This is a genomic window from Oceanimonas smirnovii ATCC BAA-899, assembly GCF_000381965.1.
In the GTDB taxonomy this organism is placed as follows: domain Bacteria; phylum Pseudomonadota; class Gammaproteobacteria; order Enterobacterales; family Aeromonadaceae; genus Oceanimonas; species Oceanimonas smirnovii.
Window position 1 is genome coordinate 1 of record NZ_KB908468.1, and the last position, 26,211, is coordinate 26,211.

Consider the following 26,211-nt stretch of genomic DNA (forward strand, 5'->3'; position numbering starts at 1 on the left):
AAACTGGCTCCCCCTGCTGGACTTGAACCAGCGACATACGGATTAACAGTCCGCCGTTCTACCGACTGAACTAAGGGGGAAGAGGCATCTCTTCAATGCGAGGCGCATGTTAAAGGCTGCTCTGAAAGCTGTCAACACCGAAACGCAATTTCCCTGAGTAATCAGTTTGTTTGCTGAAAATGTGATCGAAACGGCTTAAAAGTCAACGGCGTGGGGCAATGGTTGTTCGAGTTTAAAGCAGACCACACAGAAGACAGCGGCTTGGCAGCGCCAGGCGGCAGGCCCGGAAGAGAGTATTAACGCTGCGAACCTTTTGAATGTAAAATTTATGTAAATTTTACATTCCTGTTTTAATAAAAAAAACCAGAAAATAGCCGGCCTGACAGGCAGTGAGTAATAAAATTGTCATAAAAATTATCATGCATCTATTTAACGCTTTATTATTCTGACTTTAAAGTTATAAATTTGATGCCTGCAGATAAACTTGCCGCTGTGACTTATCCTTTTTGCTGATTGCATTTGCTGGCAGCCATTATTTTAATGCATTTGTCATAACAATAAGGGTATAGTGTGAATACCTGAGCATGGAGCTGGTTCAGGTGCGGTACCTGGAAAACGAATGTGTTGATGTCATTGTCGGCAAAGCTGGCCGTTAATGTACACAATTTTAATTTTTGCTTTCTTTTTATTGTATATACATGGAGTAGAGTGTTCATGACCGACAAAAAAATCGCGTTGGTAACCGGTGCAGCTGGCGGAATTGGTACAGAAGTATGTCGTTTATTTTTAAATAATGACTATAAAGTACTGGCTACTCACCGTCCGGGCAAAGAGCAGCAAGCTGCTGCATGGCTGCAGGATGAAGGCCTGGCCGGTCAGGATATCAAGTTGCTGGCGCTGAATGTGGCCGATCATGAAGCCACAGCGACAGTACTTGCTGATACCTTACGCGAAATGGGTCACATTGATGTGCTGGTCAACAATGCCGGCATTACCCGTGATGCCACCTTCAAGAGAATGTCGTGGGATCAATGGAAAGAGGTAATGGACACTAACCTGAACAGTCTGTTCAGCGTAACACAGCCAATTTTCAACAATATGTGCGAACAAGGCAGTGGCCGCATTATTAATATTTCTTCTGTAAATGGTCTTAAAGGTCAGTTTGGTCAGGCTAACTATTCTGCGGCCAAGGCCGGCATGATCGGCTTTACCAAGGCGCTTGCCGCTGAGGGAGCCCGTTTTGGTGTGACCGTTAATGCCGTGGCCCCCGGTTATACTGCCACGCCCATGGTAACTGCCATTCGTGAAGACGTGCTGGACTCTATTAAAGCCACTATTCCGCTTAAACGTCTTGCCACCACCGAAGAAGTGGCCGGGGCTGTACTTTATCTGGCTGGCGAATATGGCGGTTATGTTACCGGTGAAACCCTGTCTGTTAACGGCGGCCTGTACATGCAGTAATGCTGTATTTTTATTTACGGAGAAAAAGTCATGTCTGAACCAGTATATATTGTTGCCGCCAAGCGCACGCCCATCGGTGCCTTTTTGGGCTCACTTAAAACCGTCTCTCCTGCCGATCTGGCAGCGGCCGCCATTAAAGGTGCGCTGGAGCAGGCGCAGCTGTCCGGTAATGATGTTAATGAAGTAATCGTTGGCAACGTGATCAGCGCAGGTCAGGGCATGGGGGTCGGACGTCAGGCTGCCATGACAGCGGGCATTCCCGCCGGTATTCCTGCCTACACCCTGAACATGGTGTGTGGCAGCGGCATGAAAACCCTGATGGATGCCTGTGCCCATATTAAAGCCGGTGACGCTGAGGTGGTGGTGGCTGCGGGCTGTGAAAACATGTCGCAGATTCCTCATGTGGTGAAAGGCGATCTGCGCAATGGTCAGAAGATGGGTGACATGACACTGTCCGATCTGTTGCTGAGCGACGGTCTGACCGACGTATTCAATCAGTATCATATGGGAGTCACCGCCGAAAATGTGGTGGCACAGGAAAATATCAGCCGTGAACAGCAGGACGCACTGGCCGCTGCCAGCCAGTCAAAAGCGGTAGCAGCCATTGAAGCAGGCTTCTTTAAAGATGAAATTGTGCCGGTGGAAGTGAAAACCCGCAAAGAAGTGCTGAGCATTGATACCGATGAATATCCCAAGGCCGGCACAACCACCGACGCGCTGGCCAAGCTGCGCCCGGCATTCAAGCGTGATGGTGGCTCGGTCACCGCCGGTAATGCGTCCGGCATCAATGACGGCGGCAGTGCCATTATCGTGGCCAGCAAGTCTGCTGTTGAGCGCCTGGGCCTGACGCCACTGGCAGAGGTCGTCAGTTACGGCCAGGGCGGTATCGATCCCGAGATCATGGGATTGGGCCCGGTGCCTGCCATTGCTCAGGCGCTGGACAAAGCCGGCCTTAAGCTGGCTGACATAGAGCGCTTTGAGCTTAACGAAGCCTTTGCCGGTCAGGCACTGGGCGTGGTGCGTCAGCTGTCAGCCCGGCACGACATCGCCGAGCAGGTGCTGCTTGAAAAAACCAATAAGAACGGTGGTGCCATTGCATTGGGTCACCCGCTGGGTGCTTCCGGCAACCGTATTATGGTCACTCTGCTGTATGAGCTGCAGCGCAGCAACAGCAAGTTGGGGCTGGCGTCCCTTTGCGTGGGCGGCGGCATGGGTACAGCGGTAATTCTGAAGTCAGTTTCTTAATAAGGACATCATTATGTACACGGACATTTTCAAAACCTTTAACGATCAGACCGAAAAAACCTTTGGTCCTCTGTATCAGTACAATCAGCTGGTCGCCAAAAACTTCACTGCGCTTACCAACCTGCAGCTGGAAGCCGCTCGTCAGTATGCTGACATTGGTCTGGCGCAGCTGCAGATTAACAGCCAGATTAAAGACGTTCAGGGCCTGGTTACCTGCGGTTCCAAACAGCTGGAAACCATGACCCGCATCAGTCAGCAAATGATGGAAGACGGTAAAAAGCTGTCTGAGCTGGCCCAGGAGTTTAAAGCGGGTCTGGATGAACTGGCTGCCAAGGCCAACAAAGCCTGAGCCCTATCTTGACCGTGCTTGTTTAACAAGGGAAAGGGGCCATGGCGGCCCCTTTCTGTTTGTACAATACGGCTGTGGCCTTTTCATGCAGGGAGGGGAAATAATGCAGCAGAATATATTTGAAGGCAGTGATCCGGTTCGTCAGTTTTTTGCCTGGAACGAAACTGTCTGGTCCGATATTCAGAAGTCCAGCCTGGGAGATAACCTTGTTACTCAGGCGCTGTCCCGGGTGAACGCAGAGGATCTGAAGGTTTTTTATGATGTGGTGGCCAGTAACCCTGTACGGCTGATGGAAATGCAGATGCAGTGGTGGCAGGGCCAGCTGGCCATCTGTCAGAACAGCATGGTACGGGCGATTGACCGCAGTGCTGACAGTGTGATTGCCGATCCGCCCGGCGATCGCCGTTTTAAATATGCGGGCTGGAAGGAAGATCCTAATTTTGATTTTCTGCGCCAGTCATATCTGCATTTTTCCAATTCATTAATGCAGACCCTGGAGATAGTGGAAGGACTGCCTGATCCGGTGCGCCAGCGTCTTATCTTCTTTTTCCGCCAGACCATTAACGCCTTGTCACCCAGCAACTTTATCTGGAGTAACCCGGAGTTGCTGCACCGTACCCTGGAGGAAAAAGGTGCCAACCTGGTCAAGGGGATTCATCTGTTTCAGGAAGATCTGGCCAATAGTGCCAACCTGCTTAAAATTCGCATGACCCGTCAGTCGGCGTTTGAGCTTGGCAAGGATCTGGCCACCACACCCGGTGAGGTGGTATTTCGTAACGATATTTTCGAACTGATCCAGTATCAGGCCACGACCAGTCAGGTGCACAAAACCCCCTTGCTGGTGATACCGCCCTTTATCAACAAGTTCTATATTCTTGATTTGCGAGAGCAAAATTCCTTTGTGCGCTGGTTGCGGGATCAGGGGCATACGGTCTTCCTGATGTCCTGGCGAAATCCGGGCAAAGAGCAGGCCAGTATTGGTTTTCAGGACCTGATCAATTCAGGCACCATGGAAGCCATACGGGTAATGGAGCGCATCACTGGCGAAAAGGAAGTCAATGCTATCGGTTATTGTATTGGCGGTACTCTGCTGGCCAGCACCATGGCGCTGTATGCAGCCCGGCGCATGAAGCCCAGAGTCAAAAGTGCTACCTTCCTGACCACACTGCTCGACTTTACTCAGCCGGGAGAAGTAGGGGTTTTCATTAACGACCCCGTGGTCAGTGCCATGGAGCAGATGAACGATGCTCAGGGATATTTTGACGGCCGCCAGATGGCAGTGACCTTCAGTTTGCTGCGAGAAAACAGTCTCTACTGGAACTATTACATTGATAACTATCTGAAAGGCGAAGAGCCCACCGAGTTTGATATTCTGTACTGGAACAGTGACAGCACCAACCTCAGTGCTACCTGTGCCAGTTTTCTGCTGCGGGATCTCTATCTTGATAACAAGCTCGGCAAGGGTGAAGTAAAAGTCGGTAACTTTGGCGTAGACTTGTCCAAGGTTGAGACGCCCAGTTATTTTCTGTCTACCAAAGACGATCATATTGCGCTGTGGGATGCTACCTTTAAAGGCGCTGGTCTGCTGGGCGGAGACAAAACTCTGGTATTGGGTGAGTCTGGTCATGTGGCCGGTGTGGTTAATCCGCCTGACAGGAATAAGTACGGCTACTGGCTAAACGAGCAGGGTTTTGAGTCTGCCGATCAATGGCTGGCTGCGGCCCGACGGGAAAGTGGCTCCTGGTGGCCGCATTGGCAGCAGTGGGTCACTCCGCATCTGGGCAAACCGGTGCCGGCCCGTGATGTTGGCAATGAGGAATGCCCGCCGCTGATGCCGGCACCGGGCCGCTATGTACAGCAAACGCTGCCGGTAGAAGGATAACGCCTGTCTGCTTTATCATCAGTTAACGCCGCTTTCGAGCGGCTTTTTTACTTTTGGCAGCAATATAGTGGCGGTGCTATTGAGCACTGTGCCGGAATCATGGATCATGGAGACTTTACGCTATTTCACCATTTTCCACTTTCGAGGTGCATTGAATGAGTCAGGCGGACCACAGTCCCAGCAATTTCATTCGTCAGATCATTGATGAAGATCTGGCCAGCGGCAAGCATCAGGCGGTGCAGACCCGTTTTCCACCGGAGCCCAACGGCTATCTGCACATTGGCCATGCGAAATCCATTTGTCTGAACTTTGGCATTGCCAAAGACTATCAGGGCAAATGTAATCTGCGCTTTGATGATACCAACCCCGAAAAGGAAAGCGTGGAATATGTCGAGTCCATCAAGCGCGACGTACAATGGCTGGGTTTTGAGTGGAGCGGCGATATTCGTTACTCCTCCGACTACTTTGAAAAATTGTATGGTTATGCCGTTGAGCTGATTGAAAAAGGCCTGGCCTATGTGGATGAGCTTACCCCCGAGCAGATCCGCGAATACCGTGGCACCCTGACCAGTCCGGGCCGCAACAGCCCGTACCGGGACCGGCCGGTAGCAGAAAACCTGGCGTTGTTCGCGCGCATGCGCAACGGTGAGTTCAAGGAAGGCACTGCCTGCCTGCGGGCCAAAATCGATATGGCGTCTTCCTTTATGGTGATGCGTGATCCCGTCATCTACCGGGTGCGTTTTGCCCACCACCACCAGACCGGTGATCAGTGGTGCATTTACCCCATGTACGACTTCACCCACTGCATTTCCGATGCGCTGGAAGGCATTACCCACTCTCTTTGTACCCTTGAGTTTCAGGACAACCGCCGCCTCTATGACTGGGTGCTCGATAACATCAGCATTGACTGTCATCCGCGCCAGTATGAGTTTTCCCGGCTTAATCTGGAATACACCGTCATGTCCAAGCGCAAGCTTAACCAGCTGGTGACCGACGGCCATGTGGAAGGCTGGAATGATCCGCGTATGCCCACCATTTCCGGTCTGCGCCGTCGCGGTTACACACCCGCTGCCATTCGTGAGTTTTGTCGTCGTATTGGGGTGACCAAACAAGACAATACGGTAGAGATGGGGATGCTTGAGGCCTGTATTCGTGATGATCTCAATGAAAATGCACCTCGTGCCATGGCAGTGCTGCGTCCGGTACGATTAATCATTGAAAATCTGCCTGAAGGCCATGAAGAAACACTGAAAGCCCCCAATCATCCCAGCAAACCTGAAATGGGGGAGCGTGAGCTGGCGTTTACTCGTGAAATCTTCATTGATGAGGCAGACTTTCGTGAAGAGGCCAACAAGAAATACAAACGGCTGGTACTGGGCAAGGAAGTGCGTCTGCGCAATGCCTATGTGATCAAGGCCGAACGTGTGGAAAAAGACAACGACGGTAACATCACCACCATTTACTGCAGCTACGAACCTGATACTCTGGGCAAGGATCCGGCAGACGGGCGAAAGGTCAAAGGCGTGATCCACTGGGTTTCTGCTGCTCGCGGTGTACCGGCGGAGGTTCGCCTGTACGATCGTTTGTTCAGCATTCCCAACCCCGGAGCCGCTGAGTCTTTTGAGGCAGCCCTCAATCCGGACTCGTTGCAGGTGCTCAAACACGCTGTGGTTGAAGCCTCTCTGGCCAGTGCGAGTGCCGAACATGCGTATCAGTTTGAGCGTGAAGGGTACTTCTGCCGTGACAGCGAGTCTGACGCGCTGGTATTTAACCTGACTGTTGCATTGCGTGATTCCTGGGGTAGCAAGGAAGGCGCATAACAACAAAAAAAGCCGCAGTCACTGCGGCTTTTTTTAATTATTCATCGTTATGGTTACATTCGTCATTATTGCAGTGACCATATAAATAAAGGCTGTGATTGGTCAGCTTGATATTAAACTGGCCGGCAATAACGCGCTGCCGTTCTTCAATGACTTCATCATGAAATTCAATAACCTTGCCGCAGTCAAGGCAGACCAGATGATCGTGATGTTCCTGGGTAGCCAGCTCAAAAACAGACTTGCCACCCTCAAAATGATGCCGGGTAACGATGCCGGCATCGTCAAACTGGTTCAGTACCCGATAAACGGTAGCCAGACCAATTTCTTCGCCCTGGTCGATGAGCAATTTGTAGAGTTCTTCCGCACTGACATGCTGGGTATCCGGTTGCTGTAACAACTCCAGAATCTTGATCCGGGGGAGTGTGACCTTGAGTCCTGCTTTCTTCAGTGCTTGATTGTTATCGGCCATAAAATCAACGATTCACATTTCATTTGGGTATTAGTGTTAATTCTGCGTCTTCCTGCCTTCAAAGGCAACCCGAATTCCCGGGCGGTGACAAAACCGTCATATAAGGGTTATCATTTGAGTACTTTTACGGCGCGGAGTAACAGTAAATGGTAACGGTTATCCTTTCCCGGCCCTGGCTATTGCGCCGCTTAATGAATCTGTGGCCCCCTTTTTGGGGGGCGGGCATTCGGCTTGAGCATATCAGTCGTGACTACAGTTACTGCCGTGCGTCACTGGTTTTACGCTGGTGGAATAAAAATGCCAACGGGACTCAGTATGGCGGCAGTCTGTTTTCGATGACAGATCCGTTGTACTCCATGATGCTGATGGCCACGCTGGGGCCTGGTTATCAGGTATGGGACAGGGCGTCTCGTATTACGTTTTTAAAGCCCGGACGAGGTCGTGTTTATGCAGAAGTTTATCTGAATCGTGACAGACTCGACGAAATCCGACGTAGCACGGCGGGCGGTGGTAAGTATTTTCCGGAGTTTCGTATTAATATTGTCAATGAAAGCGGAGAACTGGTTGCCGAAGTAGAGCGTACCCTCTACGTGCGTAAAAAAGCGGCAAACAAACGCTGAATCATGATGTTAAGCAAAATTTCCTAATGTCATGGTCTATAAAATAATTTGCGGTTAGTGGTGAACTTCGTTCATACTTAGCTTGCTTAGTGGTCTTTTTGACTCCCATTAAAAACAAGGAGCATGTAATGCGTAATAAAATGATGATGGTTGGTGGTGTTGTTGGTGCCCTGATGCTGGCTGGTTGTAGCTCCACTACTGCTCTGGAAGAGAAACTGGACATGCTGTCTCAGGACGTACAGGCTGTTCAACAGGGTCAGCAGTCTAACGCTGCCAAGATTGACCGTCTGGCTGCCGACGTTGCCGAAGCCCGCGCTTCTGCCGACCGCGCCAACTCTCGTCTGGATCAGATGGGTCGTTACACCAAGTAACATTACCCTGCGAATATTTAAAAGGCCTGACGTAAGTCAGGCCTTTTTTATTGGTAATGCCTTAACGGGCAGACTGGCTGCCCGTTATATCAATACAGGCTTTGTCCAACCAACTGAGGCGTCGCTTGCTGCTGACCGATAATCTGCTCCAGTGTTGCCCTGTCGAGGCCATTTTCCAGTAAGGGCTCCAGTACGCTGATATCTACCGGGCGTGTATCTTTGTGTCCTTCCGGAGTAAGCGGCTCGTGAGACTCCACAAAAGTCTGGCCGTATTCATCGGTGCTTATCTTGAGTGACTGATTCACAATCTGTACGCGCGTGCCTTTGTCGACCTGAGCAAACAGCCACTCGACATGCTCCGGATACATACGAATGCAGCCGGCGCTGGAGCGCAGACCCACATCCAGCGGATCATTGGTACCGTGGATCAGATATTCACCGCTGCCATAAGAAAGGCGCATGGCATATTCACCCAGTGGGTTATCGGGGCCGGCAGGAACCACAGCCGGCAAAGGGATTCCTTTGGCGGCATACTCCTTGCGGGTATTGGCGGTCGGGGTCCAGGTCGGGTTTTCCCGCATCTGGGAAATAGAGGTCACCATTTCAGGCGTGGCGCGGCCCACCCGGCCAATACCGATGGGGAACACATAGACCTGATCTTCGTTTTCCGGATAATAATACAGGCGCAGCTCCGCCAGGTTGATCACAATCCCTTGCGTTTCGGCTCTGGGCAGCAGCATCTGATTGGGGATCACCACTTTGTCACCGGGGCGCAGCAGCAGCAGATCCTGATCAGGGTTGGCAGCCATCATCAGAATAGGACTCACGCCATAATAGCGGGCCAGCCCGGCCAGCGTGTCACCCTCCTGAGTGGTATGAATAAGAATTTGCCCCACGGGCTGCCCCTTGTCGGCAGGCAGAGGAAGCGGACGTACTGCCGCCTGTGCTGCCGTGAAAGGCAGCAGCATACTGAGCAGAATGGCACTAAACAGTTTCATGACGTAATTCTCTTACTGTGATGTGTACCGGGATCATACCCTTGTTGAACAAAAAAGGGATGCGCCCGGCGCATCCCTTAAAGACCCGAGCTGTCGCGTTAACCTTCCAGCTCTTTCAGGCACATTTCTTCATATACCTGTTTACACCAGCCCTTGACCCGCTCCTGGGTCAGCTCGGGCTGACGGTCTTCGTCAATGCCAAGTCCTACAAAGTGAGCATCGTCCACCAGGGCGCGAGAGGCTTCAAAATCATAGCCTTCGGTGGGCCAGTGACCAATGATAATAGCACCACGAGGCTCGATAATGTCTTTCAGGGTGCCCATGGCATCCAGGAAATACTCGGCATAGTCTTCCTGATCGCCGCAGCCAAAAATGGCAACCAGCTTGTCGTTAAAGTCGATTTGCTCAAGCTCGGGAAAAAAGTCATCCCAGTCGGCCTGAGATTCGCCGTAATACCAGGTGGGAATGCCCAGCAGCAGCAAATCAAATCCGGCGATGTCTTCTTTGGTGCTCTTGGCAATATCGTGAACTTCAATCAGATGCTTACCCAGTTCTTTCTGGATCATCTTTGCCACGGCTTCGGTGTTGCCGGTATCACTTCCAAAAAACAGACCTACACTTGCCATAATTATGCCGTACCTGTTGAGAATGGTGTTGTAAAACCTGGCGCTATTCCTGCTCTTGCTGTGCCAGTTGTTGCAACAGCAAGGCCTGAATCAGCTCGGCTCGGCTGAGCCGGCGCTCATTGGCCAGAACGTTAAGTTTGCTGAACAGTTGCTCATCTACCTTGAGCTCTATTCGGCGAAGACCGCGTTCACGATCCCGTTTGAGCTGATTACGCTTGTTGAGTTTAAGCTGAACCTGCCGGGGCAGGGGATTGGTTTTGGGTCTGCCGGGCCGACGTTCGTCGGCGAACAGATCCAGCGTGGTTCTGTCTGCCTCTTGCTTGGCCATGGCTCAGCCCACACCACCACTTTCCCATGCTGCCTCAATAATGCCTTTGGCGATAAATCCGGCACAACCGAGAAACAGCACCAGCCAAACAATAGAACGGCCAAACTTGGGCACATTGCCCCGTTTCAGAACATCCTGTATAGCCAGTCCGATCAGCAGAAAAATGGCCACAAAAAAGAGTTTCAGCCCCAGGCTTTCCAGCAGCTCAATTTGATCCAAAGACATAAAGTTGACCGACCGTTAACAATGGGCGCCACTATAGCACAAAGGCAGAAAGCCTGTTAACTGAGAGCAAGCAGGAAATCCTGCACCAGGCGGTTAAATAAATCGGGTTTCTCTGCATGCAGCCAGTGGCCGGTCCCCTGAATAACCCGGGCCTGAGCCTGCGGAAACTGAGCCAGCACCTCGGGCTGGTGCTCAGGCAGCAGATAGTCTGACTCACTGCCTTTAATAAACAGTACCGGTGCCTCAAAAGGTGCCGGCAGGCCGGGCCAGCTCATAATGTTGGCGTAGGCCTGGTGCAGGGCGGTAACATTAAAGCGCCAGGTATGTTCATCATTGCTGAACGACTTCAGCAAAAACTGGCGCACACCGGCCATGCTGACATGTTGTGCCAGCACCGCATCGGCTTCCTTGCGGGTCTGGCAGCCGGCGTTCATGACCGCCTGCAGACCGGCAAATACTTCCTGATGGCGGGCCTGACGGTAGGCCACCGGTGCCATGTCGGCCACCACCAGACCGCGTACCTGTTCCGGTGCCAGTCCGGCGGCCATCATCACGGCCTTGCCGCCCATGGAATGCCCCACCATGGCAGGCGTATCCAGCTGCAGCTGTGCGCTCAGTTCCAGCAGATCTTCCGCCATGGCGGAGTAGGTCATTTCTCCACTGCGGGGTGACAGCCCATGGTTACGCAGATCGACGGAGATAACATCGAAATGTGGTGTCAGTGCCCGGCTCAGACCATTTAAATTGTCAAGGCTGCCAAACAGGCCATGTACCAGTATCACCGGCATACCGCTGCCCTGGCGTCGATAATTCAGTTGCATGAAGCGTGCGCCTTGTTGCGTCAAAAGAGGGCAATATTGTTGCCCGAGCCGGGCATGGGCGCAACCCGCTTGGGCCGGACCCTTGCAACATGTATAATCAGCCACTCTTCACTGGGAGTGGATATGCCTGAAAAAATGATGAAAACCATTGAGGTGGATGAAGAGCTTTACCGTTACATTGCCAGTAATACCCGGCATATCGGAGAGAGCGCCTCGGACATATTGCGCCGTTTACTGAAACTGGAAAGCCAAAAAACCGAACCCAGCGCGGAGCCGGCCCCGGCGGGTGTGCAGGGAGAGGGCGTACGCCGTATGCTCGACGCCGGCACTCTGGCTGCGCAAGATTCTGCTATTGAACGTTTTATGACGATTTTGTCGGTATTGTACCGGGATAATCCGGCTGCCTTTGCTCAGGCCTCAGATATCAAGGGGCGCAAACGTATCTATTTTGCCGACTCGGAAGCTGCCTTGCTGGCGGCGGGCAACACGACCAAGCCCAGAGCCATTGATGGCAGCCCTTATTGGGTGATAACCAATACCAACACCGGCCGCAAACGCAATATCGTGACTCAGCTGATGGCCGCTATGGGCTATGCCCACGGCCTGATTGAGCGGGTCAGCCAAAGCATCTGAACATATCAAGGACAGTAATCAACATGAGCACGCACCCTCGCGCAGGCCAGCCTGCACAGCCTGCGGATCTGGTTAATATTCCCAAACTGATGGCCGCGTTTTATCAGCGTACCCCTGATGTCAGCCAGCCGGGACAACGTGTGGCCTTTGGTACTTCCGGCCATCGTGGTTCTTCTTTGGATGCCAGTTTTAATCAGGCGCATATTTACGCCATTTGTCAGGCGGTGGCAGAGTATCGCCGGGCGCAGGGTATCAGCGGGCCGCTGTTTCTGGGCATGGACACCCATGCGTTATCGGAAGCAGCCTTTGGCGCAGCACTGGAAGTATTAACCGCCAACGGCGTTGAAGTCAGGGTGCAGCAGGGCGGCGGTTATACCCCTACACCGGTGATTTCTCATGCCATTCTGGAGTTTAACCGCGCAGGTGGGGCGCTTGCCGACGGCATAGTGATCACACCGTCCCATAATCCGCCGCAGGATGGCGGCATTAAATATAATGGCCCCGACGGTGGTCCTGCCAGTGCCGAGGCCACCGGTGCCATTGAGCAACGAGCCAATGCGCTGCTGGCCGAAGGCAATGCCGGCGTCACTCGCCAGCCCTGTGAGCAGGCGCGGCAGCAGGCGGTGCCTCATGATTATGTGAATGCCTATGTGGCGCAGCTGGATCAGGTCATTGATATGGAGGCCATTCGCCGGGCCGGCATTCGTATTGGCGTGGATCCGCTGGGTGGCTCGGGTCTGGCTTACTGGCCGCACATTGCCAAACGTTTTGGCCTGAATATTACTCTGGTAAATGAGCGCCAGGATGCCGACTTTGGCTTTATGCCGCTGGATCATGACGGCAAAATCCGTATGGACTGCTCCAGCCCCTTCAGCATGACCCGTTTGCTGGCGCTGAAAGATGAGTTTGATATTGCCTGTGGTAATGATCCCGATTATGACCGCCATGGCATAGTGGATGCCGATGGTCTGATGAACCCGAACCATTATCTGGCGGTGTGCATACACTATCTGTTTACTCACAGACCCGAGTGGTCCGTCAGTCTGGCGGTGGGCAAGACGCTGGTGTCTTCATCCATTATCGACCGGGTGGCAGCCAGTCTGCAGCGTCCGCTGATGGAAGTGCCGGTCGGCTTTAAATGGTATGTAGAACACCTGATGGCCGGCAAGCTGGCCTTTGTGGGGGAAGAAAGTGCCGGTGCCTCTTTCTTGCGTAAAAACGGCGATGTCTGGACCACGGATAAAGACGGTTTTATTCCGTCACTGCTGGCGGCAGAAATACTGGCGGTAACCGGTAAAACACCCCACCAGTATTATGCCATGCTGACCGACGAGCTGGGCCGGCCACATTACCGGCGGGTGGATGCGCCTGCAAACCATGCCCAAAAGAAAGTGCTCAGTGCGCTTCAGCCGAAAAACGTGCAGGCCGACACCCTGGCCGGCGATGCCATTATCGCCCGCCTGACGAGTGCGCCGGGTAACGGGGCAGCCATTGGTGGTTTAAAGGTGGTCACTGAGCAGGGCTGGTTTGCCGCCCGCCCCAGTGGTACCGAGCAGGTATATAAAATTTATGCCGAGAGCTTTCGCAGTGAAGCTCACCTGGATCAGCTGATCACCGAAGCACGGGCTTTGGTGAGTGAGGTGTTTGCTCAGGCTGGCGTATAAATTTGCAGCCGGCGCTGATCAGCGCCGGCTTTTGACTTTATTATGTGGGGTAGACCCCTAAATCCTTAGACATTGATACTGAAATCGTGTTTTATTGCATTAAGATGTCTGGCAATAAAATGGATTTTTGGAGGTATCTGTGACTAATGCTCTTGATGACTTTCTTGCCCTCAGCAGACAGCACCCCTGGTATTTATCCCCTTCAGTATATTCGCTGCCTTGCGGCACTGCAGCCCAGATCTGGGATACCGGCGTCCTGTGTCTGGAGCCGGACAACCCGGCTGGTCGTGATTTGATTATTTCCTGCGGCATTCACGGTAATGAAACCGCGCCCATTGAGCTGTGCGAGGCGTTGCTGCACAGGCTGATCAGTGGCGAGCTGACCTGCCGCCAGCGAGTGCTGTTTATTTTTGGCAATCCGGCAGCGATGAATGCCGCGGTACGTGAACTGGATGAAAACCTGAACCGGCTGTTTTCCGGCGCTCATGCCGAGGGCAATGAGGTGAATCAGGAGCGTAAACGGGCTGCGTTGCTGGAAAGCTATGTGACCCGCTTTTTTTCGGTGCGAGAGCATGCAGAGCGGCTGCATTACGACTTGCATACTGCCATTCGGCCTTCACAGCGGGAAAAGTTTGCCGTGTATCCTTATTTGCATGGCGCACCTTACAGTCGGGCTCAGCTGGCGTTGTTGCAGGCTGCCGGCATTAATACGGTATTACTGGCTCACGAGCCTACCACCACCTTCAGCTGTTTCAGTGCGCACCGGTTCAATGCCCATGCCTTTACCCTTGAGCTGGGCAAGGTAATGCCTTTTGGTGACAATGATCTGACCCGGCTGACCGCACTTAATCAATGCCTTGAAGCATTGATCTCTGAGCCTGGCTGGCAGCCACCACCACTCACACCAGAGCATCTGGACGTGTTTGCCGTGAGTCAGGAGATTGTTAAAAACACCGATGACTTTGCCCTTTGTTTCAACAATGGTGTATCCAATTTCACCGAGTTTGAACAAGGTGTCTTGCTGGCGACTGATCAGCAGCAGCAGTGGCATGTTCAGCAGGAGCGGGAAGCCGTGGTGTTTCCCAATGCCAGTGTGGCATGCGGACAACGTGCAGCCTTGATGGTAGTACCGGTATCTTCGTTTACCTTACCTCTGAGATAGTGACTGAAAGCCGTTTCTTTGATGCTCATTATACTTTTGTGAACAAAATGTAGATTTTTGGTGTTGGCCTGTGTAATCATTCAGGTGCTGAAAGGTGGAATGCAAAAAACACAAAAAAATATTACTTTGTATTCACATCAGAATTCACCCTTTGAACCATGTGAAGGAATCACGGTTATGAAGCAAATCTGCAAGCGCGTTTTCACTCTGTCTGCCCTGGCCCTGGCCGTTTCTGCTGCTCCTCAGGTAAGTGCTGCTACCTGGTCTGATACCTATATTGGTTATCGCTTTGGTACCGAGTTTACTGAGCCTAGTAACGACAAAGATATAACCAAACACATTCTGCAATTTACCCACGCCAGCGGTTATGCCTATGGCCAGAACTTTCTGAATGTGGATTTGCTGCAGTCCGATGAAAATGATCCTGCCAGCGGCGATGTCCGTGGGGAAGGAGATGGTGCGACAGAAGCTTACCTGACTTATCGCCACCAACTGCATCTGGGCAAAGTTTTTGATCAGGACTTCAGTTTTGGTCCGGTAAAGGAAGTGGCACTCTCGGCAGGTTTTGATCTGAACACCAAAAACACCACCTTTGGCCCGCGCAAGCAGCTGCTGTTAGTGGGTCCGACCCTGAAGTTTGCCGTGCCCAAGGGCTTCTTGGACTTCAGTGTCTTTTATGCTCATGAGCGTAACCGCAATGGCTTCAAGCCTGCCGGCGAGCGTGATATCACTTTTAACGATTATACGGTCTACAACCTGGCCTGGGGACTGCCCTTTAATGCTGGCCCGGTACCGATGAAGTTTCAGGGCTTTATTAACTACAATACGCCCAAAGGGCTGGGTACCGATGATGAAATTCTGGCACGTCCTTCCCTGATGGTGGATGTGGGCGATCTGGCCTTTGGCAAGAGCAATACTCTGTGGGCTGGTGTTGGCTACGAGTATTGGCGTAACAAATTTGGTAATCAGGGTGTGGATGGTATTGATACCGATGCACCGACCTTTCAGCTGGAATGGCACTTCTAAGCCGCTGCATAAACACAAGTCCCTGTAAAAAAGAGCGCCGCGGCGCTCTTTTTGCATTTGCTATGGTTAAAACCGCCAGACAGCCAGGCCCTGTACTGCGCTCTCGGTAACCGAGCCGCCATATTTATTGTGCCAGTATTGATATTCAATCCCCACAAAGAGTCGTCTGGGATCATTGAACAGGGTTTTACCCAAATCGTAACGCAGCTGCGGCTGAGCCAGCACATGAGCCTTTACCTTGTCGCCGAACTCATTCTCCCGGCTGCCGATATATTCAATATGACCTTCCAGGCTGAAGTCATGGCTGCCGGCACTGAACGGAAAAGCCCAGGCGGTGTCCAGCATCCAGCTGTTGCTTTCCTTGGGTGCTCCGCCGCCGGCTACACCTGTGCTGTCGTCAATATAGGCGGTGATCAGGGTATTAAAAAAGGCGGCACCGGGCACATCCAGCGCCAGTTGTACCCCCGGCAGATATTTACGTACCTTGCTGTCTCCACCAGCGTTAATCCCCATCACCAGGCCAATATCCTTGACGGGGCCCAGGCTTAAATCCCGGCCACTGATCTTGCCCAGGCTGAAGTTGAAATAACCTTCACCATACCAGTCCCGGCGGCGCTGGCTGTCTTTCCAGTCGGAATAATCAATAAAAAAGAAGTTGTCGCCGTACTTCCAGCCGCTGGCGTGTTGCAGGGTATAAATGCTGGTAGTGGATTTATCATCGGCATCAGGTCCAAAGGGCTGTTGCTTGAGGTTTCCTATCTGATACTGCAGCTCTGTGGTACTCCAGTCGGCGGCCATGGCCGGCACGCAGCTGGCAGCAATCAATAAGCCAAGCAGGGATTTCTGTATCATAACATCCTGTTCCTTTGTGTCCGTATTACTGAAAAATGAAAATACAAAGTGCCGTTTTTCTGGCGTCATCAGGCACAGCAGGATGTTACATTCGGTTAACAATGTGGTGTGTGATCATGATCACAATACGATTTAAAATCTCCATATAAAGATTCTTTACTTAAAATCCAAGTTCCGCCATCAGGTTATAAAAAAGAAGCCTTGCGGCTTCTTTGGGGCTAGTCGGTTTTTACTGCCGGCTCGGTGGCCTGTGATTCCTTGGCAGTCTGCTGCTGCTCCTTAACCACATGATTTTTCGGGTAAATCGTCTTGGGACCAAACGGATAGCGGCGATGGGTAAACACATAATGATAGACACTGGCAAAACCTACCATAAACAGGGTGCCGGCCAGAGTGGGCAGAATAAAGTCCATGGGGGTCAGGTGAGCCGCAGACAGGTAAATCAGAATGGGGTTGGCACCGGCAGGGGGATGCAGAGTGTCGGTAAGCACCATCATGGTAATGCTCAGTCCAAAGCAAATGCCAAGACCAAGGGTGGGATCAGGAATAAACTCAAGGCCAGCCACGGTAATGCAGGTGGTTAAAAGGTGACCCAGAATCACATGCTTGGGACGCGACAGCGGCGCTGAAGGCAACAATAATAATAACACCAGGGTGGCACCCATGGGGGCACTCAGCACCATGAAGTGAGTCCAGTCCTTCAGGTAGCTCAGGCAGATAACGGCAACAAAAGCTGCTGCACCGGCCAGGGTTGCGTCACGCAAGCGGTGTTTCAAATGCATGGAGACCTCGTGATTTGTATCGTTTTTATAAGATATGCTTATAAAGCAAGCTACTAAATTGTATTTATAATGCATAAAAAATAAAAGTCATCATCCATGAAAAAAGTGCATAACTTATGAAGGAGAGCAGGGATGAGTGAACATGAGTCGCTGCGCAAGGCGCTGCACTGGCTGACCGGGCAACCGGCAATCAATAAAGAATCGATTGCCGCAGCCAGCCGGCACTTTGACTTGTCTCCGCTGGATGAGCAGTTCCTGCGAGATTACTTTTTAAACCAACGCGCAGAAAACGTCTCAAAAAGTATGCAAAGTGATGATTTAGAAAGCAATTGATTACCAAGCCCTTTACAGCACGAAGCGGATCACAGTATGATCCGCAGTACTGGAGGGGTGGCAGAGTGGTTGAATGCACCGGTCTTGAAAACCGGCGTAGGTTAATAGCCTACCGTGGGTTCAAATCCCACCTCCTCCGCCACATTAAAAAGCCCGCTGCATTAGCAGCGGGCTTTTTTGTTGTTGCTGACGCTATTCTGGCAGAAACGTATTATATTAGTGGTTTCTTTTATATGCGTGGGAGCGGGTTAGATGAAAACCATACTGCAGGTTGATTTTCCTTTTAGCGGGCCTTTTGACCAGGAGATGGCTCAGGCCATGGCAGGACTGGCGCACTCCATTAATGAAGAGGCTGGTTTTATCTGGAAAATATGGACAGAAAATGCGGCTCAGGAGCAAGCCGGAGGAGTTTATCTGTTTGAGAATGAAGCCAGCGCGCAGCAATATCTGAAAAAGCATACAGCCCGCCTTGAAGAGGCAGGAGTTACCGGCATTCGAGGTCGGATATTTGCTGTAAATGAAACGCTCAGCGCGGTTAACAAGGCACCTCTGTAAATCAAACGCCGGCCAGTGGCCGGCGTTATTATTGCTGTGATTATGCTTTCTGGCGGCGGCGCTGGGCCCAGGCCACCAGGCCTGCCAGCAAGAGTGCCGGAACAAACATCCATTCCTTGTCGGGGCGGTCGGACGAACGCTGTAACGACACCACTTCCAGATCAAAGTCTACCCCCAGACGCTCTGCCTGGCTGCCAAAATCCACCATATCAATCAGTATTTTGTCACCTTCGGTGCGCAGGCTGCTGATACCGGTGCTGGCCAGACGTTCACTGGCACTGGTGAGATCTGCATCAAAATTGAGTTTCACCATTTTGTTGACCGGCTCGCCAAACAGGTTGTTTCCTCCCAGCTGCAGAATAATGGACTCGTTCGCCGGCAGGCTTTCCACCACTTGCTCCCACTGACTGGCGTTATATTGCGCCATGGGCGGAAACAGTTTGTCCCAGAAAAAACCCGGCCGGAACAGGGTAAAGGCCACCAGCAGCAGCGCCAGGGTTTCCCACCAGCGGCTTTTAACCAGCCAGAACCCTTGCGTGGCGGCGGCAAACAACAACATGGCGGCCAGCGCACTTATAATGGTCAGCAGTAATCCGCCCCAGCTTTCAATCCCCAGCAACAGCAGCTGAGTATTAAAAATAAACATAAAGGGCAGAATGGCGGTACGAATATCGTAGGTAAAGCCCTGTATACCGGTTTTTATCGGATCGGACTTGGCAATGGCGGCGGCAGCAAAGGCGGCCAGCCCTACCGGCGGTGTATCGTCTGCCAGTATGCCGAAGTAGAACACAAACAGATGCACGGCAATGAGCGGCACTATCAGTCCATGCTGAGCGCCCAGATTCACGATCACCGGTGCCATCAGGGTAGACACGACGATGTAGTTGGCTGTGGTAGGCAGCCCCATGCCCAGCAGCAGGCTGATGACCGCCGTGAAGATCAGCATCAGGAGCAGGCTGCCGCCCGAGATGAACTCCACAAACTCCGTCATCACCAGACCTATGCCGGTAAGGGTGACTGTGCCGACCACGATACCGGCAGCAGCGGTGGCTACCCCAATGCCAATCATGTTGCGGGCACCGGTGACCAGTCCCATAAACAGATCAAAGCTGCCTTCCTTGAGCAGACCTTCTGTTTGTTGCTTGCGGAACAGGGCCTTGAGCGGCTTGTGCGTGACCACGATAAACATCATAAACAGGGTGGCCCAGAATGCCGACAGCCCCGGAGATAACCGCTCTACCGTTAAACACCACACCAGTACGACGATGGGCAGCAGATAATACATGCCCGACTTAAAGGTAGGGCCGGGCTCAGGCATATGAATGTCCGGGCTGTCCGGGTCGTCAATGGCCAGATCCGGCAGTCGGGCAGACCAGGCCACCAGCGCAATATAGGCCACCAGTGCCACTGCGCTCAGCACCCAGGTGGCCAGCGGGCCAAACAGGGTTTTGGTCCAGCCAATACCATAATAGATGCCGGCAGAAAGCAGCAGCATGCCTACGGTAATGGTCATAAAGCCGAACAGACGCTGGGCGATAGTAACCTTGCGGCGTTGCTGCAGCGGTTGCATACCGGCTTTTACCGCTTCCAGATGCACGATGTAAATCAGGGCGGCATAGGAAATGAGTGCCGGCAAAATCGCCGCCTTGATCACTTCTATATAGGAGATACCCACATACTCCACCATCAGAAAGGCGGCGGCCCCCATAATGGGCGGGGTCAGCTGACCATTGGTAGAAGCGGCAACTTCCACCGCACCGGCTTTGGTGGCCGGAAAGCCCACCCGCTTCATCAGCGGTATGGTAAAGGTGCCGGTGGTGACCACGTTGGCAATGGATGAGCCGGATACCAGCCCGGACAGGCCCGACGACACCACTGCTGCCTTGGCCGGACCGCCGCGCAGGTGCCCCAGCATGGAAAAGGCCAGCTTGATAAAGTAGTTGCCGGCTCCGGCCCGCTCCAGCAAAGAGCCAAACAATACAAACATAAACACAAAGGAGGTAGAGACTCCCAGCGCCACCCCAAACACCCCTTCGGTAGTCAGCCACTGGTGAGTCACGGTGCGCGCCAGGCTGGCACCGCGGTGGGCGATCACGTCCGGCATCATGGGGCCGGCAAAGGTGTAGAACAGAAAGATGGCGGCCACCACCATCAGTGGCGGACCCAGGGCCCGGCGGGTGGCTTCCAGCAGCAGCAGCATGCCAGTGCAGGCCACGACCAGATCCTGCATAATGGGCAGGCCCGGCCGGCTGGCCAGCTCACGATAAAACAAAAACAGATAGGCGGCACAAAAGGCACCGGCCAGACCCAGCAGCCAGTCGTGCAGGGGAATTCTGTCTCGCGGAGAATGCTTTAAGGCCGGAAAGGCAGTAAAGGACAAGAACACCGCAAAGGCCAGATGAATGGAGCGGGCTTCGGTATCGTTGAAAATACCGATATTAAACATAAAGGGCAGGGGTGATACGTACCACAGCTGAAACAGTGCCCAGCAGAGCGGCACCAGCAGCAGGGTCCAGTGACCCACACCGGTAGGATGCCGGCCGCCGGTATCGGCCTGAGCCAGCATCTCATCCAGCGTTTGCTGAGTGTTATCCTGAGGTGGTTGAGACATGTGTTTTCCTCCGAATGTCAGGGTAAACAGCAAACCGGGGCGGCAAGAACTTGGCTTGCCGCCCCGGTGGTTTCCTGACCAGAACAGGGAAGCAGGCTTCCCCGGTACAAGGCTGATTTAGTCGATCAGACCTGCTTCCTTGTAGTATTTCTGGGCGCCTGGGTGCAGCTCGGCACTCAGACCATCTTTCACCATTTCCTCTTTCTTGAGGTTGGCAAAGGCGGGGTGCAGGCGCACAAACTGATCAAAGTTGTCAAACACGGCTTTGGTCAGCTGGTAGATTTGCGCTTCCGGCACCTTGGCACTGGTGACCAGGTTGGCACCCACACCAAAGGTTTTTACGTCTTCATCGGAGCCGGTGTATTCGCCACCGGGAATGGTAATGTAACGGTAATAGGCGTTGTCGCTGACCAGCTTGTCGACCACCTCACCGCTCACGGATACCAGGTTGGCTTCACAGGCGGTAGTGGCTTCCTTGATGGAGCCGTTCGGGTGACCTACCACGTAAACGAAGGCATCAATACGGTTGTCACACAGGGCCTGGCCGTGTTCGGCGGGGCGCAGCTCGGACACCAGGCTGAAGTCATCGTGAGTCCAGCCATAGGCTTTCAGCAATACTTCCATGGTATCGCGCTGGCCGGAGCCCGGGTTACCTATGTTGACCCGCTTGCCTTTGAGATCTTCAAAGTTCTTAATGTTGGCATCCTGGCGGGCCACTATGGTGAGGGCTTCACCATGCAGGGCAAACACAGAGCGCAAATCCTCATACGCGCCCTGCTCGCTGAAGGGGCCTTCGCCGTTCAGTGCCTGATATTCCAGATCCGACTGGGCCACACCCACTTCCAGCTCACCGGAGCGCAGCGAGTTGAGGTTGTAACCGGAGCCGCCGGTGCTTTCTACTGAGCAGCGAATACCGTGCTCGGTACGGCCCTGGTTCACCAGACGGCAAATCGCACCGCCGGTAGGATAGTAAACGCCGGTAACACCACCGGTACCAATGGTGATAAAACTCTGGTCGGCTGCCATGGCACCGGATACACCGGCACCCAGCCCCAGGGTCATGACCGCTGCCGCGCCACTGATGGTTTTTTTAATCGACATAGTTCCTTTCCTTGTCTTTGGATTCAATGGTCGTGCTTGAATGTTTAGCTAAGCTATTCAAAGATAGCAAAAAATTGTATGAAAAGGCGAGATAAAAGAAGGACTCAAGCCGGCCTTTGAGTTAACGATTATTAATGGCTGCAATCATACGGTGCAAGGCCTCGTCAAGCATGGCCCGGGGGCAGCCAAAGTTCAGCCGCACAAAGTCACTGCCGCCGAACTGGCCGCCGGGAGACAGGCCCACGCCGGCCTGCTCAAAGAAACCGATAGGATCGTCCAGCTGCAGGGCGCTGATATCCACCCAGGCCAGATAAGTGGCTTCCGGGGACAGTACCTTCACACCGGGCACGTCGTTCAGGCGCTCCACCAGCAGATCCCGGTTTTTAAGCAAATATTCCAGCTGTGCCTGCAACCAGTCTTCGCCGTCGGCATAGGCGGCTTCGGCGGCCACAAAGCCCAGCAGGTTAACATCGGCCATAATACCCCGGGCGGCGCGGGTGAAGCGGGTGCGCAGCTCGGCATTGGGCACTACCGCAAAAGAGCAGCACAGGCCGGCAATGTTAAAGGTTTTGCTCGGTGCCATCAGGATCACGCTGCGATCGGCGGCGTCCGCACTGATGGCAGCATAAGGCACGTGAGACTTGCCTTCATCAAGCAACAGGTCACAGTGAATTTCATCAGAGCAGACGATCAGATCATGCCGTTTGGCAATGTCGTTGATGGCTTCAAGCTCTTCGGTAGTGTAAATGGTACCGCCCGGGTTGTGCGGGTTACAGAACAGCAGCAACTCGCTGTCTTTGGCCTGACGCTCGAGCGAGTCGAGATCCAACAGCCAGCGGCCGTCTTTTTCCACCATTTCGACGTGCGCCGCCTTGCGGCCATGAAAGCCGGGAGCATGTAAAAAGGGGTAGTAAATGGGCTTGGGCATCAGAATGTTGCTGCCAGGCTCGCTGAAGGTCTGACAGGCCAGATTCAGTGCCGGTACCACGCCGGGCATATAGACCAGCCAGTCGGCCTGAATGTTCCAGCCATAGCGCTCGCGGCAGCGCTCGATAATCAGTTCGGTCAGCGCCGGAGTAGGGCGGCTGTAGCCAAAAATACCGTGTTCTACCCGCTCATTCAGCGCGTCTATCACGGCAGGTGGTGCCTTGAACTCGGTGTCGGCAACCCACATGGGCAAAATATCGGTGCCTTCATATTTCAGCCACTTGAGCGCACGGGTAGGGCGGCGGTCTATCCACTGATCGAAATCAAACATGAGGTTTCCTTGTCTACTGCGAGTCCAAGAGCATAAGGAAGCCGGCGCGTGCTGGCAACAATCAGAGCACATCCTCAGGTTGGGCCTGATCATCGTAATGTTTGCGAATAAGACCCAGCAGCAGGCTGGCAGCGGGGCCGGGAGGAACAGTGCCGGGCAGTACCAGGTGGGTAAAACGTTTGCGCAATGCCTGGTTGGCCATGTGCAGTTGTACCAGAATGCCGTCATTCACCATGGGCTGCACCACATCCGAAGGAAGCCAGGCAAAGCCGACTCCCCGGCGCAGCAGTGAAAGCGCATCGTGTAAATGATGAATAATCCAGCGCTGCTCACCCCTGGCCCAGCCTTCTTCCTGTTCACTGCCATCGGCCAGCATCAGCTCCAGTTGTTGCTCCATCTCGGTCTGGCCCACGCCCTTGATATTTGCCAGCGGATGATTGGGGGCGGCGACGGGCACATAAACGGTGGTGGCCAGAGGGAGGGAGGTGAGATTCGGATAAGCTCTGGAGGCAAATACCATATGGGCTGCTTGCTGTCTGATCACGGTCTGACAGCCAGAAGGCTGGGTTTCCACCAGATGAATGCGGCAGCCCCGTGACTGAGTACGAAATTCAGCCAGGGCCTGATACAAGGGAGCGCGGGGCAAAGACGCTTCTACCACAATACGCAGCACCGGCTCCCAGCCGCTTGCCAGTATATCGGCCAGTCGCTCCAGGCTTTCTACATCCTGGGTCAGCTTGCGCGAGCGGCGCAGAAATACCTCACCCTGGGGAGTAAGGCAGGCCTTGCGACCGCGAACTTCCAGCAAAGAAAGACCAAGCGCCTGCTGCAATTTGGCCACCGCATGGTTCAGAGATGACTGGCTTTTATTCAGTTTTTCGGCGGCCTGGGCGTAACCACCGTGGTCAACCACCGCCTGAAAAATACGCCATTGCTCAACTGTGCTTTTGGGACGATACATAATAATGCCTGCCTTGGCATTGCCATCATGAGGCCGAACCATGGCCTCAGCGTTAATGATAGTCCTGTTCAGAATGAACCTATGCCAGAGTCAGTGTAGCAGCAGCGGAACAGGTATGTCAGGCTCTGGGCTGGCCGGACACTCTGTCGGTCTGCGCATCCAGAGACCGGCCGTTCACTGTCTCACTGTCGCTGCCCATCAGATAAAGGTAAGGCCCCATAATGTCGGCAGGCGAGCGCAGGCTAGACGGCGCTTCGGCGGGAAAGGCGCGCGCCCGCATGTGCGTGCGGGTTGCTCCCGGATTAATACAGTTGGCGCGCACGCCGGTATCCGCAAGCTCAGCAGCCAGCACCTGCATCATGCCTTCGGTGGCAAATTTGGAAATGGCATAGCTGCCCCAGTAGGCCCGGCCCTGTCTGCCTACCCCTGAGCTGGTAAACACGATGGAAGCAGGCTTGCTGTCTTTCAGCAGTGGCAGCAGTGCCTGGGTCATCAGAAACTGAGACTTGAGGTTTACCTGCATTACCTGGTCCCATTCATCCTCGCCAATCATTTCAAAAGGACCCAGGGCACCCAGCTGGCCGGCATTAAACAGCACACCGTCAAGGCGGCCAAACTGCTGGCGCACAGTGGCGGTCATGTCCTGATAGTTCTGTTTGGTTGCCCCCTGCAGATCCAGAGGAATGATAGCGGGCTCCGGACTGCCCTGAGCCAGCAGCTCATCATAAACGGCTTCCAGCTTTTTGACGGTTTTGCCCAGCAATATGACGGTGGCCCCGTGGGCACCATAGCTGAGTGCTGCCTGCCGGCCTATGCCGTCGCCGGCACCGGTCACCAGAATGACCTTGTTCTTGAGCAAATCGGGTGAGGGTTGATAATCAAGCATGGACCTTGTTCTCTGTACAGAAATTCAGTGTGTGCCGATCAAACCAGACTCTGCATCCTGATGCCAGCACGGAAAGCAAAAAAGCCGATTGGTGTTCTTGTTTGGGGCTGTCAGAATAACGCCATTCAGCTGCATAAGGAGAGTAATGTGGAATTTTTATACGAATATGGTCTGTTCGCAGCCAAGGCTCTGACCTGGGTGGCTGCTCTGGGGGTTGTGATTGCGCTGGCGGCGGCAGCCAGGCAAAAGCAGAGCAGCGACGGTGTGAACATTAAAGATGTGAGCGCAGCATTACGCCGGCAGGCCCGTCGCCTGCGCATGGAAACCGCCGTCACCGATGCCGAACGCAAGGCCCTGAAACAGGAATATCAAAAGGCGGATAAAACCGAAAAGAAGCAGGGCGATCAGCGTCGGCGGCTCTATGTGCTCGACTTCAAGGGCAGTATGGATGCTCATGAAGTGAAATGGCTGAGCGAGGAAGTGTCGGCATTGCTGCAGCTGGCAGATCCCGAAGACGAAGTGCTGGTGCGGCTTGAGTCTGGTGGCGGCGTGGTGCACGGTTACGGCCTGGGTGCTGCAGAGTTACAGCGACTGAAGGGCCATGGCCTTAAGCTGACGGTGGCGGTAGACAAGGTTGCTGCCAGCGGCGGTTATATGATGGCCTGTGTGGCCGAGCGTATTATTGCCGCTCCCTTTGCCATTGTGGGCTCCATTGGTGTGGTGGCGCAAATGCCCAACTTTAACAAATTTCTGAAAAACCGGGATATAGACGTAGAGCTGCACACGGCCGGCGAATACAAGCGCACCCTGACACTGTTCGGTGAAAACGATGATCATGGCCGGGCCAAGTTCCGTGAAGAGCTGGAAGTAATCCATCAGCGTTTTAAGGCCTTTATTGCCGACAACCGTCCCAAGCTGGATCTGGATCGGGTGGCGACCGGCGAACACTGGCTGGCCAGCGATGCTCAGGCACTGGGGCTGGTGGACTCATTGCAAACCAGCAGCGATTACCTGCTGGCGCAAAGTAGCGATAAACGCATTATCAGTCTGAACTTCAAGCCCAAACAAAGCCTGAAGGACAAGTTTGGCAAGGCGGCAGAAATGGGTGTCAGCCGGGCACTGATGAAGCTCTATGAGGCGGGGCAGCGGCCCTTCAGCTGATTTAATTCAGG

At 53.5% G+C, this 26,211-nt stretch carries 27 protein-coding genes and 2 tRNA genes; 15 read left to right on the forward strand and 14 right to left on the reverse strand.

Annotation, left to right across the window (positions count from 1 at the left end; genetic code table 11):
* Window positions 1-4: 4 nt before the first annotated feature.
* Window positions 5-80 (reverse strand) — tRNA-Asn (locus G364_RS0113600).
* 634 nt (window positions 81-714) lie between these two features.
* On the opposite strand from G364_RS0113600, the gene phbB reads away from it, so the two are divergent.
* The 5 genes from phbB (at window position 715) to glnS (ending at window position 6,757) form a co-directional block, all read left to right on the forward strand.
* Window positions 715-1,461, forward strand: coding sequence for an acetoacetyl-CoA reductase (gene phbB / locus G364_RS0113605; RefSeq protein ID WP_019935700.1), 747 nt, complete (start codon window positions 715-717; stop codon window positions 1,459-1,461).
* 30 nt (window positions 1,462-1,491) lie between these two features.
* Window positions 1,492-2,706, forward strand: coding sequence for an acetyl-CoA C-acetyltransferase (locus G364_RS0113610; protein ID WP_019935701.1), 1,215 nt, complete (start codon window positions 1,492-1,494; stop codon window positions 2,704-2,706).
* A 13-nt stretch (window positions 2,707-2,719) separates the two neighbouring features.
* The gene (locus tag G364_RS0113615; RefSeq protein WP_019935702.1) at window positions 2,720-3,055 is read left to right on the forward strand and encodes a phasin family protein; all 336 of its coding nucleotides are present in this window, start codon (window positions 2,720-2,722) and stop codon (window positions 3,053-3,055) included.
* Between the two features lie 103 nt (window positions 3,056-3,158).
* Window positions 3,159-4,937: a class I poly(R)-hydroxyalkanoic acid synthase gene (gene phaC / locus G364_RS0113620; protein ID WP_019935703.1), complete on the forward strand. Its 1,779-nt coding sequence runs from the start codon at window positions 3,159-3,161 to the stop codon at window positions 4,935-4,937.
* Between the two features lie 155 nt (window positions 4,938-5,092).
* Window positions 5,093-6,757, forward strand: coding sequence for a glutamine--tRNA ligase (gene glnS / locus G364_RS0113625; protein WP_019935704.1), 1,665 nt, complete (start codon window positions 5,093-5,095; stop codon window positions 6,755-6,757).
* Between the two features lie 37 nt (window positions 6,758-6,794).
* On the opposite strand, the gene fur is transcribed toward glnS, so the two are convergent.
* Window positions 6,795-7,226, reverse strand: coding sequence for a ferric iron uptake transcriptional regulator (gene fur / locus G364_RS0113630; RefSeq protein WP_019935705.1), 432 nt, complete (start codon window positions 7,224-7,226; stop codon window positions 6,795-6,797).
* Between the two features lie 146 nt (window positions 7,227-7,372).
* On the opposite strand from fur, the gene G364_RS0113635 reads away from it, so the two are divergent.
* On the forward strand, window positions 7,373-7,846 hold the full coding sequence (locus G364_RS0113635) for a DUF4442 domain-containing protein (protein ID WP_026344918.1): 474 nt from the start codon (window positions 7,373-7,375) through the stop codon (window positions 7,844-7,846).
* A 128-nt stretch (window positions 7,847-7,974) separates the two neighbouring features.
* Complete coding sequence (locus G364_RS0113640; RefSeq protein WP_019935707.1) at window positions 7,975-8,217, forward strand: LPP leucine zipper domain-containing protein; 243 nt, start codon at window positions 7,975-7,977, stop codon at window positions 8,215-8,217.
* An 89-nt stretch (window positions 8,218-8,306) separates the two neighbouring features.
* Here G364_RS0113640 and G364_RS0113645 read toward each other — a convergent pair whose 3' ends face one another.
* From G364_RS0113645 to G364_RS0113665, 5 genes are all read right to left on the reverse strand, one after another.
* Window positions 8,307-9,215 carry a L,D-transpeptidase family protein gene (locus G364_RS0113645; RefSeq protein WP_019935708.1) on the reverse strand — a complete coding sequence of 303 codons (909 nt, stop codon included), beginning with the start codon at window positions 9,213-9,215 and terminating at the stop codon, window positions 8,307-8,309.
* A 98-nt stretch (window positions 9,216-9,313) separates the two neighbouring features.
* A complete protein-coding gene (fldA, locus tag G364_RS0113650) occupies window positions 9,314-9,841 on the reverse strand; it encodes a flavodoxin FldA (RefSeq protein ID WP_019935709.1) in 528 nt (175 codons plus the stop codon).
* Window positions 9,842-9,884: 43 nt separating this feature from the next.
* A complete protein-coding gene (gene ybfE, locus G364_RS0113655; RefSeq protein WP_019935710.1) occupies window positions 9,885-10,169 on the reverse strand; it encodes a LexA regulated protein in 285 nt (94 codons plus the stop codon).
* 3 nt (window positions 10,170-10,172) lie between these two features.
* A complete protein-coding gene (locus tag G364_RS0113660) occupies window positions 10,173-10,394 on the reverse strand; it encodes a DUF2788 domain-containing protein (protein ID WP_019935711.1) in 222 nt (73 codons plus the stop codon).
* Window positions 10,395-10,450: 56 nt separating this feature from the next.
* Window positions 10,451-11,215 carry an alpha/beta fold hydrolase gene (locus tag G364_RS0113665; protein WP_019935712.1) on the reverse strand — a complete coding sequence of 255 codons (765 nt, stop codon included), beginning with the start codon at window positions 11,213-11,215 and terminating at the stop codon, window positions 10,451-10,453.
* Window positions 11,216-11,338: 123 nt separating this feature from the next.
* On the opposite strand from G364_RS0113665, the gene G364_RS0113670 reads away from it, so the two are divergent.
* The 4 genes from G364_RS0113670 (at window position 11,339) to G364_RS0113685 (ending at window position 15,700) form a co-directional block, all read left to right on the forward strand.
* Entirely contained in the window at window positions 11,339-11,848 is a 510-nt protein-coding gene (locus G364_RS0113670) for a replication initiation negative regulator SeqA (protein WP_019935713.1), read from the forward strand.
* A gap of 23 nt (window positions 11,849-11,871) precedes the next feature.
* Window positions 11,872-13,512, forward strand: a complete 1,641-nt coding sequence (gene pgm, locus G364_RS0113675) for a phosphoglucomutase (alpha-D-glucose-1,6-bisphosphate-dependent) (RefSeq protein WP_019935714.1) — start codon at window positions 11,872-11,874, stop codon at window positions 13,510-13,512.
* A gap of 139 nt (window positions 13,513-13,651) precedes the next feature.
* Complete coding sequence (gene astE / locus G364_RS0113680) at window positions 13,652-14,674, forward strand: succinylglutamate desuccinylase (RefSeq protein ID WP_019935715.1); 1,023 nt, start codon at window positions 13,652-13,654, stop codon at window positions 14,672-14,674.
* Window positions 14,675-14,851: 177 nt separating this feature from the next.
* On the forward strand, window positions 14,852-15,700 hold the full coding sequence (locus tag G364_RS0113685; protein WP_019935716.1) for a hypothetical protein: 849 nt from the start codon (window positions 14,852-14,854) through the stop codon (window positions 15,698-15,700).
* 66 nt (window positions 15,701-15,766) lie between these two features.
* On the opposite strand, the gene G364_RS0113690 is transcribed toward G364_RS0113685, so the two are convergent.
* Window positions 15,767-16,552, reverse strand: a complete 786-nt coding sequence (locus G364_RS0113690; RefSeq protein ID WP_019935717.1) for a nucleoside-binding outer membrane protein — start codon at window positions 16,550-16,552, stop codon at window positions 15,767-15,769.
* Window positions 16,553-16,770: 218 nt separating this feature from the next.
* Window positions 16,771-17,334: an HPP family protein gene (locus tag G364_RS0113695; protein ID WP_019935718.1), complete on the reverse strand. Its 564-nt coding sequence runs from the start codon at window positions 17,332-17,334 to the stop codon at window positions 16,771-16,773.
* A gap of 132 nt (window positions 17,335-17,466) precedes the next feature.
* On the opposite strand from G364_RS0113695, the gene G364_RS0113700 reads away from it, so the two are divergent.
* From G364_RS0113700 to G364_RS0113710, 3 genes are all read left to right on the forward strand, one after another.
* Window positions 17,467-17,667, forward strand: a complete 201-nt coding sequence (locus tag G364_RS0113700) for a hypothetical protein (RefSeq protein ID WP_019935719.1) — start codon at window positions 17,467-17,469, stop codon at window positions 17,665-17,667.
* A gap of 51 nt (window positions 17,668-17,718) precedes the next feature.
* Window positions 17,719-17,809: transfer RNA gene (locus G364_RS0113705), tRNA-Ser, on the forward strand.
* Window positions 17,810-17,919: 110 nt separating this feature from the next.
* Window positions 17,920-18,222 (forward strand): monooxygenase, encoded by a 303-nt coding sequence (locus G364_RS0113710; protein WP_019935720.1) that lies wholly within the window; start codon window positions 17,920-17,922, stop codon window positions 18,220-18,222.
* Between the two features lie 40 nt (window positions 18,223-18,262).
* On the opposite strand, the gene G364_RS0113715 is transcribed toward G364_RS0113710, so the two are convergent.
* The 5 genes from G364_RS0113715 to G364_RS0113735 form a co-directional block, all read right to left on the reverse strand.
* Window positions 18,263-20,833, reverse strand: coding sequence for a TRAP transporter permease (locus G364_RS0113715; protein ID WP_019935721.1), 2,571 nt, complete (start codon window positions 20,831-20,833; stop codon window positions 18,263-18,265).
* A gap of 117 nt (window positions 20,834-20,950) precedes the next feature.
* Window positions 20,951-21,934: a TAXI family TRAP transporter solute-binding subunit gene (locus G364_RS0113720; protein WP_019935722.1), complete on the reverse strand. Its 984-nt coding sequence runs from the start codon at window positions 21,932-21,934 to the stop codon at window positions 20,951-20,953.
* 121 nt (window positions 21,935-22,055) lie between these two features.
* A complete protein-coding gene (locus tag G364_RS0113725; RefSeq protein WP_019935723.1) occupies window positions 22,056-23,192 on the reverse strand; it encodes a MalY/PatB family protein in 1,137 nt (378 codons plus the stop codon).
* A 61-nt stretch (window positions 23,193-23,253) separates the two neighbouring features.
* Entirely contained in the window at window positions 23,254-24,195 is a 942-nt protein-coding gene (locus G364_RS0113730) for a LysR family transcriptional regulator (protein WP_019935724.1), read from the reverse strand.
* Between the two features lie 76 nt (window positions 24,196-24,271).
* Window positions 24,272-25,039, reverse strand: a complete 768-nt coding sequence (locus G364_RS0113735; RefSeq protein ID WP_019935725.1) for a YciK family oxidoreductase — start codon at window positions 25,037-25,039, stop codon at window positions 24,272-24,274.
* A 147-nt stretch (window positions 25,040-25,186) separates the two neighbouring features.
* Here G364_RS0113735 and sohB point away from each other — a divergent pair, with 147 nt between their 5' ends.
* On the forward strand, window positions 25,187-26,200 hold the full coding sequence (sohB, locus tag G364_RS0113740; protein ID WP_019935726.1) for a protease SohB: 1,014 nt from the start codon (window positions 25,187-25,189) through the stop codon (window positions 26,198-26,200).
* The last annotated feature ends 11 nt before the right edge of the window (window positions 26,201-26,211 follow it).

What these genes read in the sequence shown, in the direction of transcription:
- phbB (WP_019935700.1), top strand. Translation starts at nt 715, where the DNA reads ATGACCGACAAAAAAATCGCGTTGGTAACCGGTGCAGCTGGCGGAATT.
- G364_RS0113610 (WP_019935701.1), top strand. Translation starts at nt 1,492, where the DNA reads ATGTCTGAACCAGTATATATTGTTGCCGCCAAGCGCACGCCCATCGGT.
- G364_RS0113615 (WP_019935702.1), top strand. Translation starts at nt 2,720, where the DNA reads ATGTACACGGACATTTTCAAAACCTTTAACGATCAGACCGAAAAAACC.
- phaC (WP_019935703.1), top strand. Translation starts at nt 3,159, where the DNA reads ATGCAGCAGAATATATTTGAAGGCAGTGATCCGGTTCGTCAGTTTTTT.
- glnS (WP_019935704.1), top strand. Translation starts at nt 5,093, where the DNA reads ATGAGTCAGGCGGACCACAGTCCCAGCAATTTCATTCGTCAGATCATT.
- fur (WP_019935705.1), bottom strand. Translation starts at nt 7,226, where the DNA reads ATGGCCGATAACAATCAAGCACTGAAGAAAGCAGGACTCAAGGTCACA.
- G364_RS0113635 (WP_026344918.1), top strand. Translation starts at nt 7,373, where the DNA reads ATGGTAACGGTTATCCTTTCCCGGCCCTGGCTATTGCGCCGCTTAATG.
- G364_RS0113640 (WP_019935707.1), top strand. Translation starts at nt 7,975, where the DNA reads ATGCGTAATAAAATGATGATGGTTGGTGGTGTTGTTGGTGCCCTGATG.
- G364_RS0113645 (WP_019935708.1), bottom strand. Translation starts at nt 9,215, where the DNA reads ATGAAACTGTTTAGTGCCATTCTGCTCAGTATGCTGCTGCCTTTCACG.
- fldA (WP_019935709.1), bottom strand. Translation starts at nt 9,841, where the DNA reads ATGGCAAGTGTAGGTCTGTTTTTTGGAAGTGATACCGGCAACACCGAA.
- ybfE (WP_019935710.1), bottom strand. Translation starts at nt 10,169, where the DNA reads ATGGCCAAGCAAGAGGCAGACAGAACCACGCTGGATCTGTTCGCCGAC.
- G364_RS0113660 (WP_019935711.1), bottom strand. Translation starts at nt 10,394, where the DNA reads ATGTCTTTGGATCAAATTGAGCTGCTGGAAAGCCTGGGGCTGAAACTC.
- G364_RS0113665 (WP_019935712.1), bottom strand. Translation starts at nt 11,215, where the DNA reads ATGCAACTGAATTATCGACGCCAGGGCAGCGGTATGCCGGTGATACTG.
- G364_RS0113670 (WP_019935713.1), top strand. Translation starts at nt 11,339, where the DNA reads ATGCCTGAAAAAATGATGAAAACCATTGAGGTGGATGAAGAGCTTTAC.
- pgm (WP_019935714.1), top strand. Translation starts at nt 11,872, where the DNA reads ATGAGCACGCACCCTCGCGCAGGCCAGCCTGCACAGCCTGCGGATCTG.
- G364_RS0113685 (WP_019935716.1), top strand. Translation starts at nt 14,852, where the DNA reads ATGAAGCAAATCTGCAAGCGCGTTTTCACTCTGTCTGCCCTGGCCCTG.
- G364_RS0113690 (WP_019935717.1), bottom strand. Translation starts at nt 16,552, where the DNA reads ATGATACAGAAATCCCTGCTTGGCTTATTGATTGCTGCCAGCTGCGTG.
- G364_RS0113695 (WP_019935718.1), bottom strand. Translation starts at nt 17,334, where the DNA reads ATGCATTTGAAACACCGCTTGCGTGACGCAACCCTGGCCGGTGCAGCA.
- G364_RS0113700 (WP_019935719.1), top strand. Translation starts at nt 17,467, where the DNA reads ATGAGTGAACATGAGTCGCTGCGCAAGGCGCTGCACTGGCTGACCGGG.
- G364_RS0113710 (WP_019935720.1), top strand. Translation starts at nt 17,920, where the DNA reads ATGAAAACCATACTGCAGGTTGATTTTCCTTTTAGCGGGCCTTTTGAC.
- G364_RS0113715 (WP_019935721.1), bottom strand. Translation starts at nt 20,833, where the DNA reads ATGTCTCAACCACCTCAGGATAACACTCAGCAAACGCTGGATGAGATG.
- G364_RS0113720 (WP_019935722.1), bottom strand. Translation starts at nt 21,934, where the DNA reads ATGTCGATTAAAAAAACCATCAGTGGCGCGGCAGCGGTCATGACCCTG.
- G364_RS0113725 (WP_019935723.1), bottom strand. Translation starts at nt 23,192, where the DNA reads ATGTTTGATTTCGATCAGTGGATAGACCGCCGCCCTACCCGTGCGCTC.
- G364_RS0113730 (WP_019935724.1), bottom strand. Translation starts at nt 24,195, where the DNA reads ATGGTTCGGCCTCATGATGGCAATGCCAAGGCAGGCATTATTATGTAT.
- G364_RS0113735 (WP_019935725.1), bottom strand. Translation starts at nt 25,039, where the DNA reads ATGCTTGATTATCAACCCTCACCCGATTTGCTCAAGAACAAGGTCATT.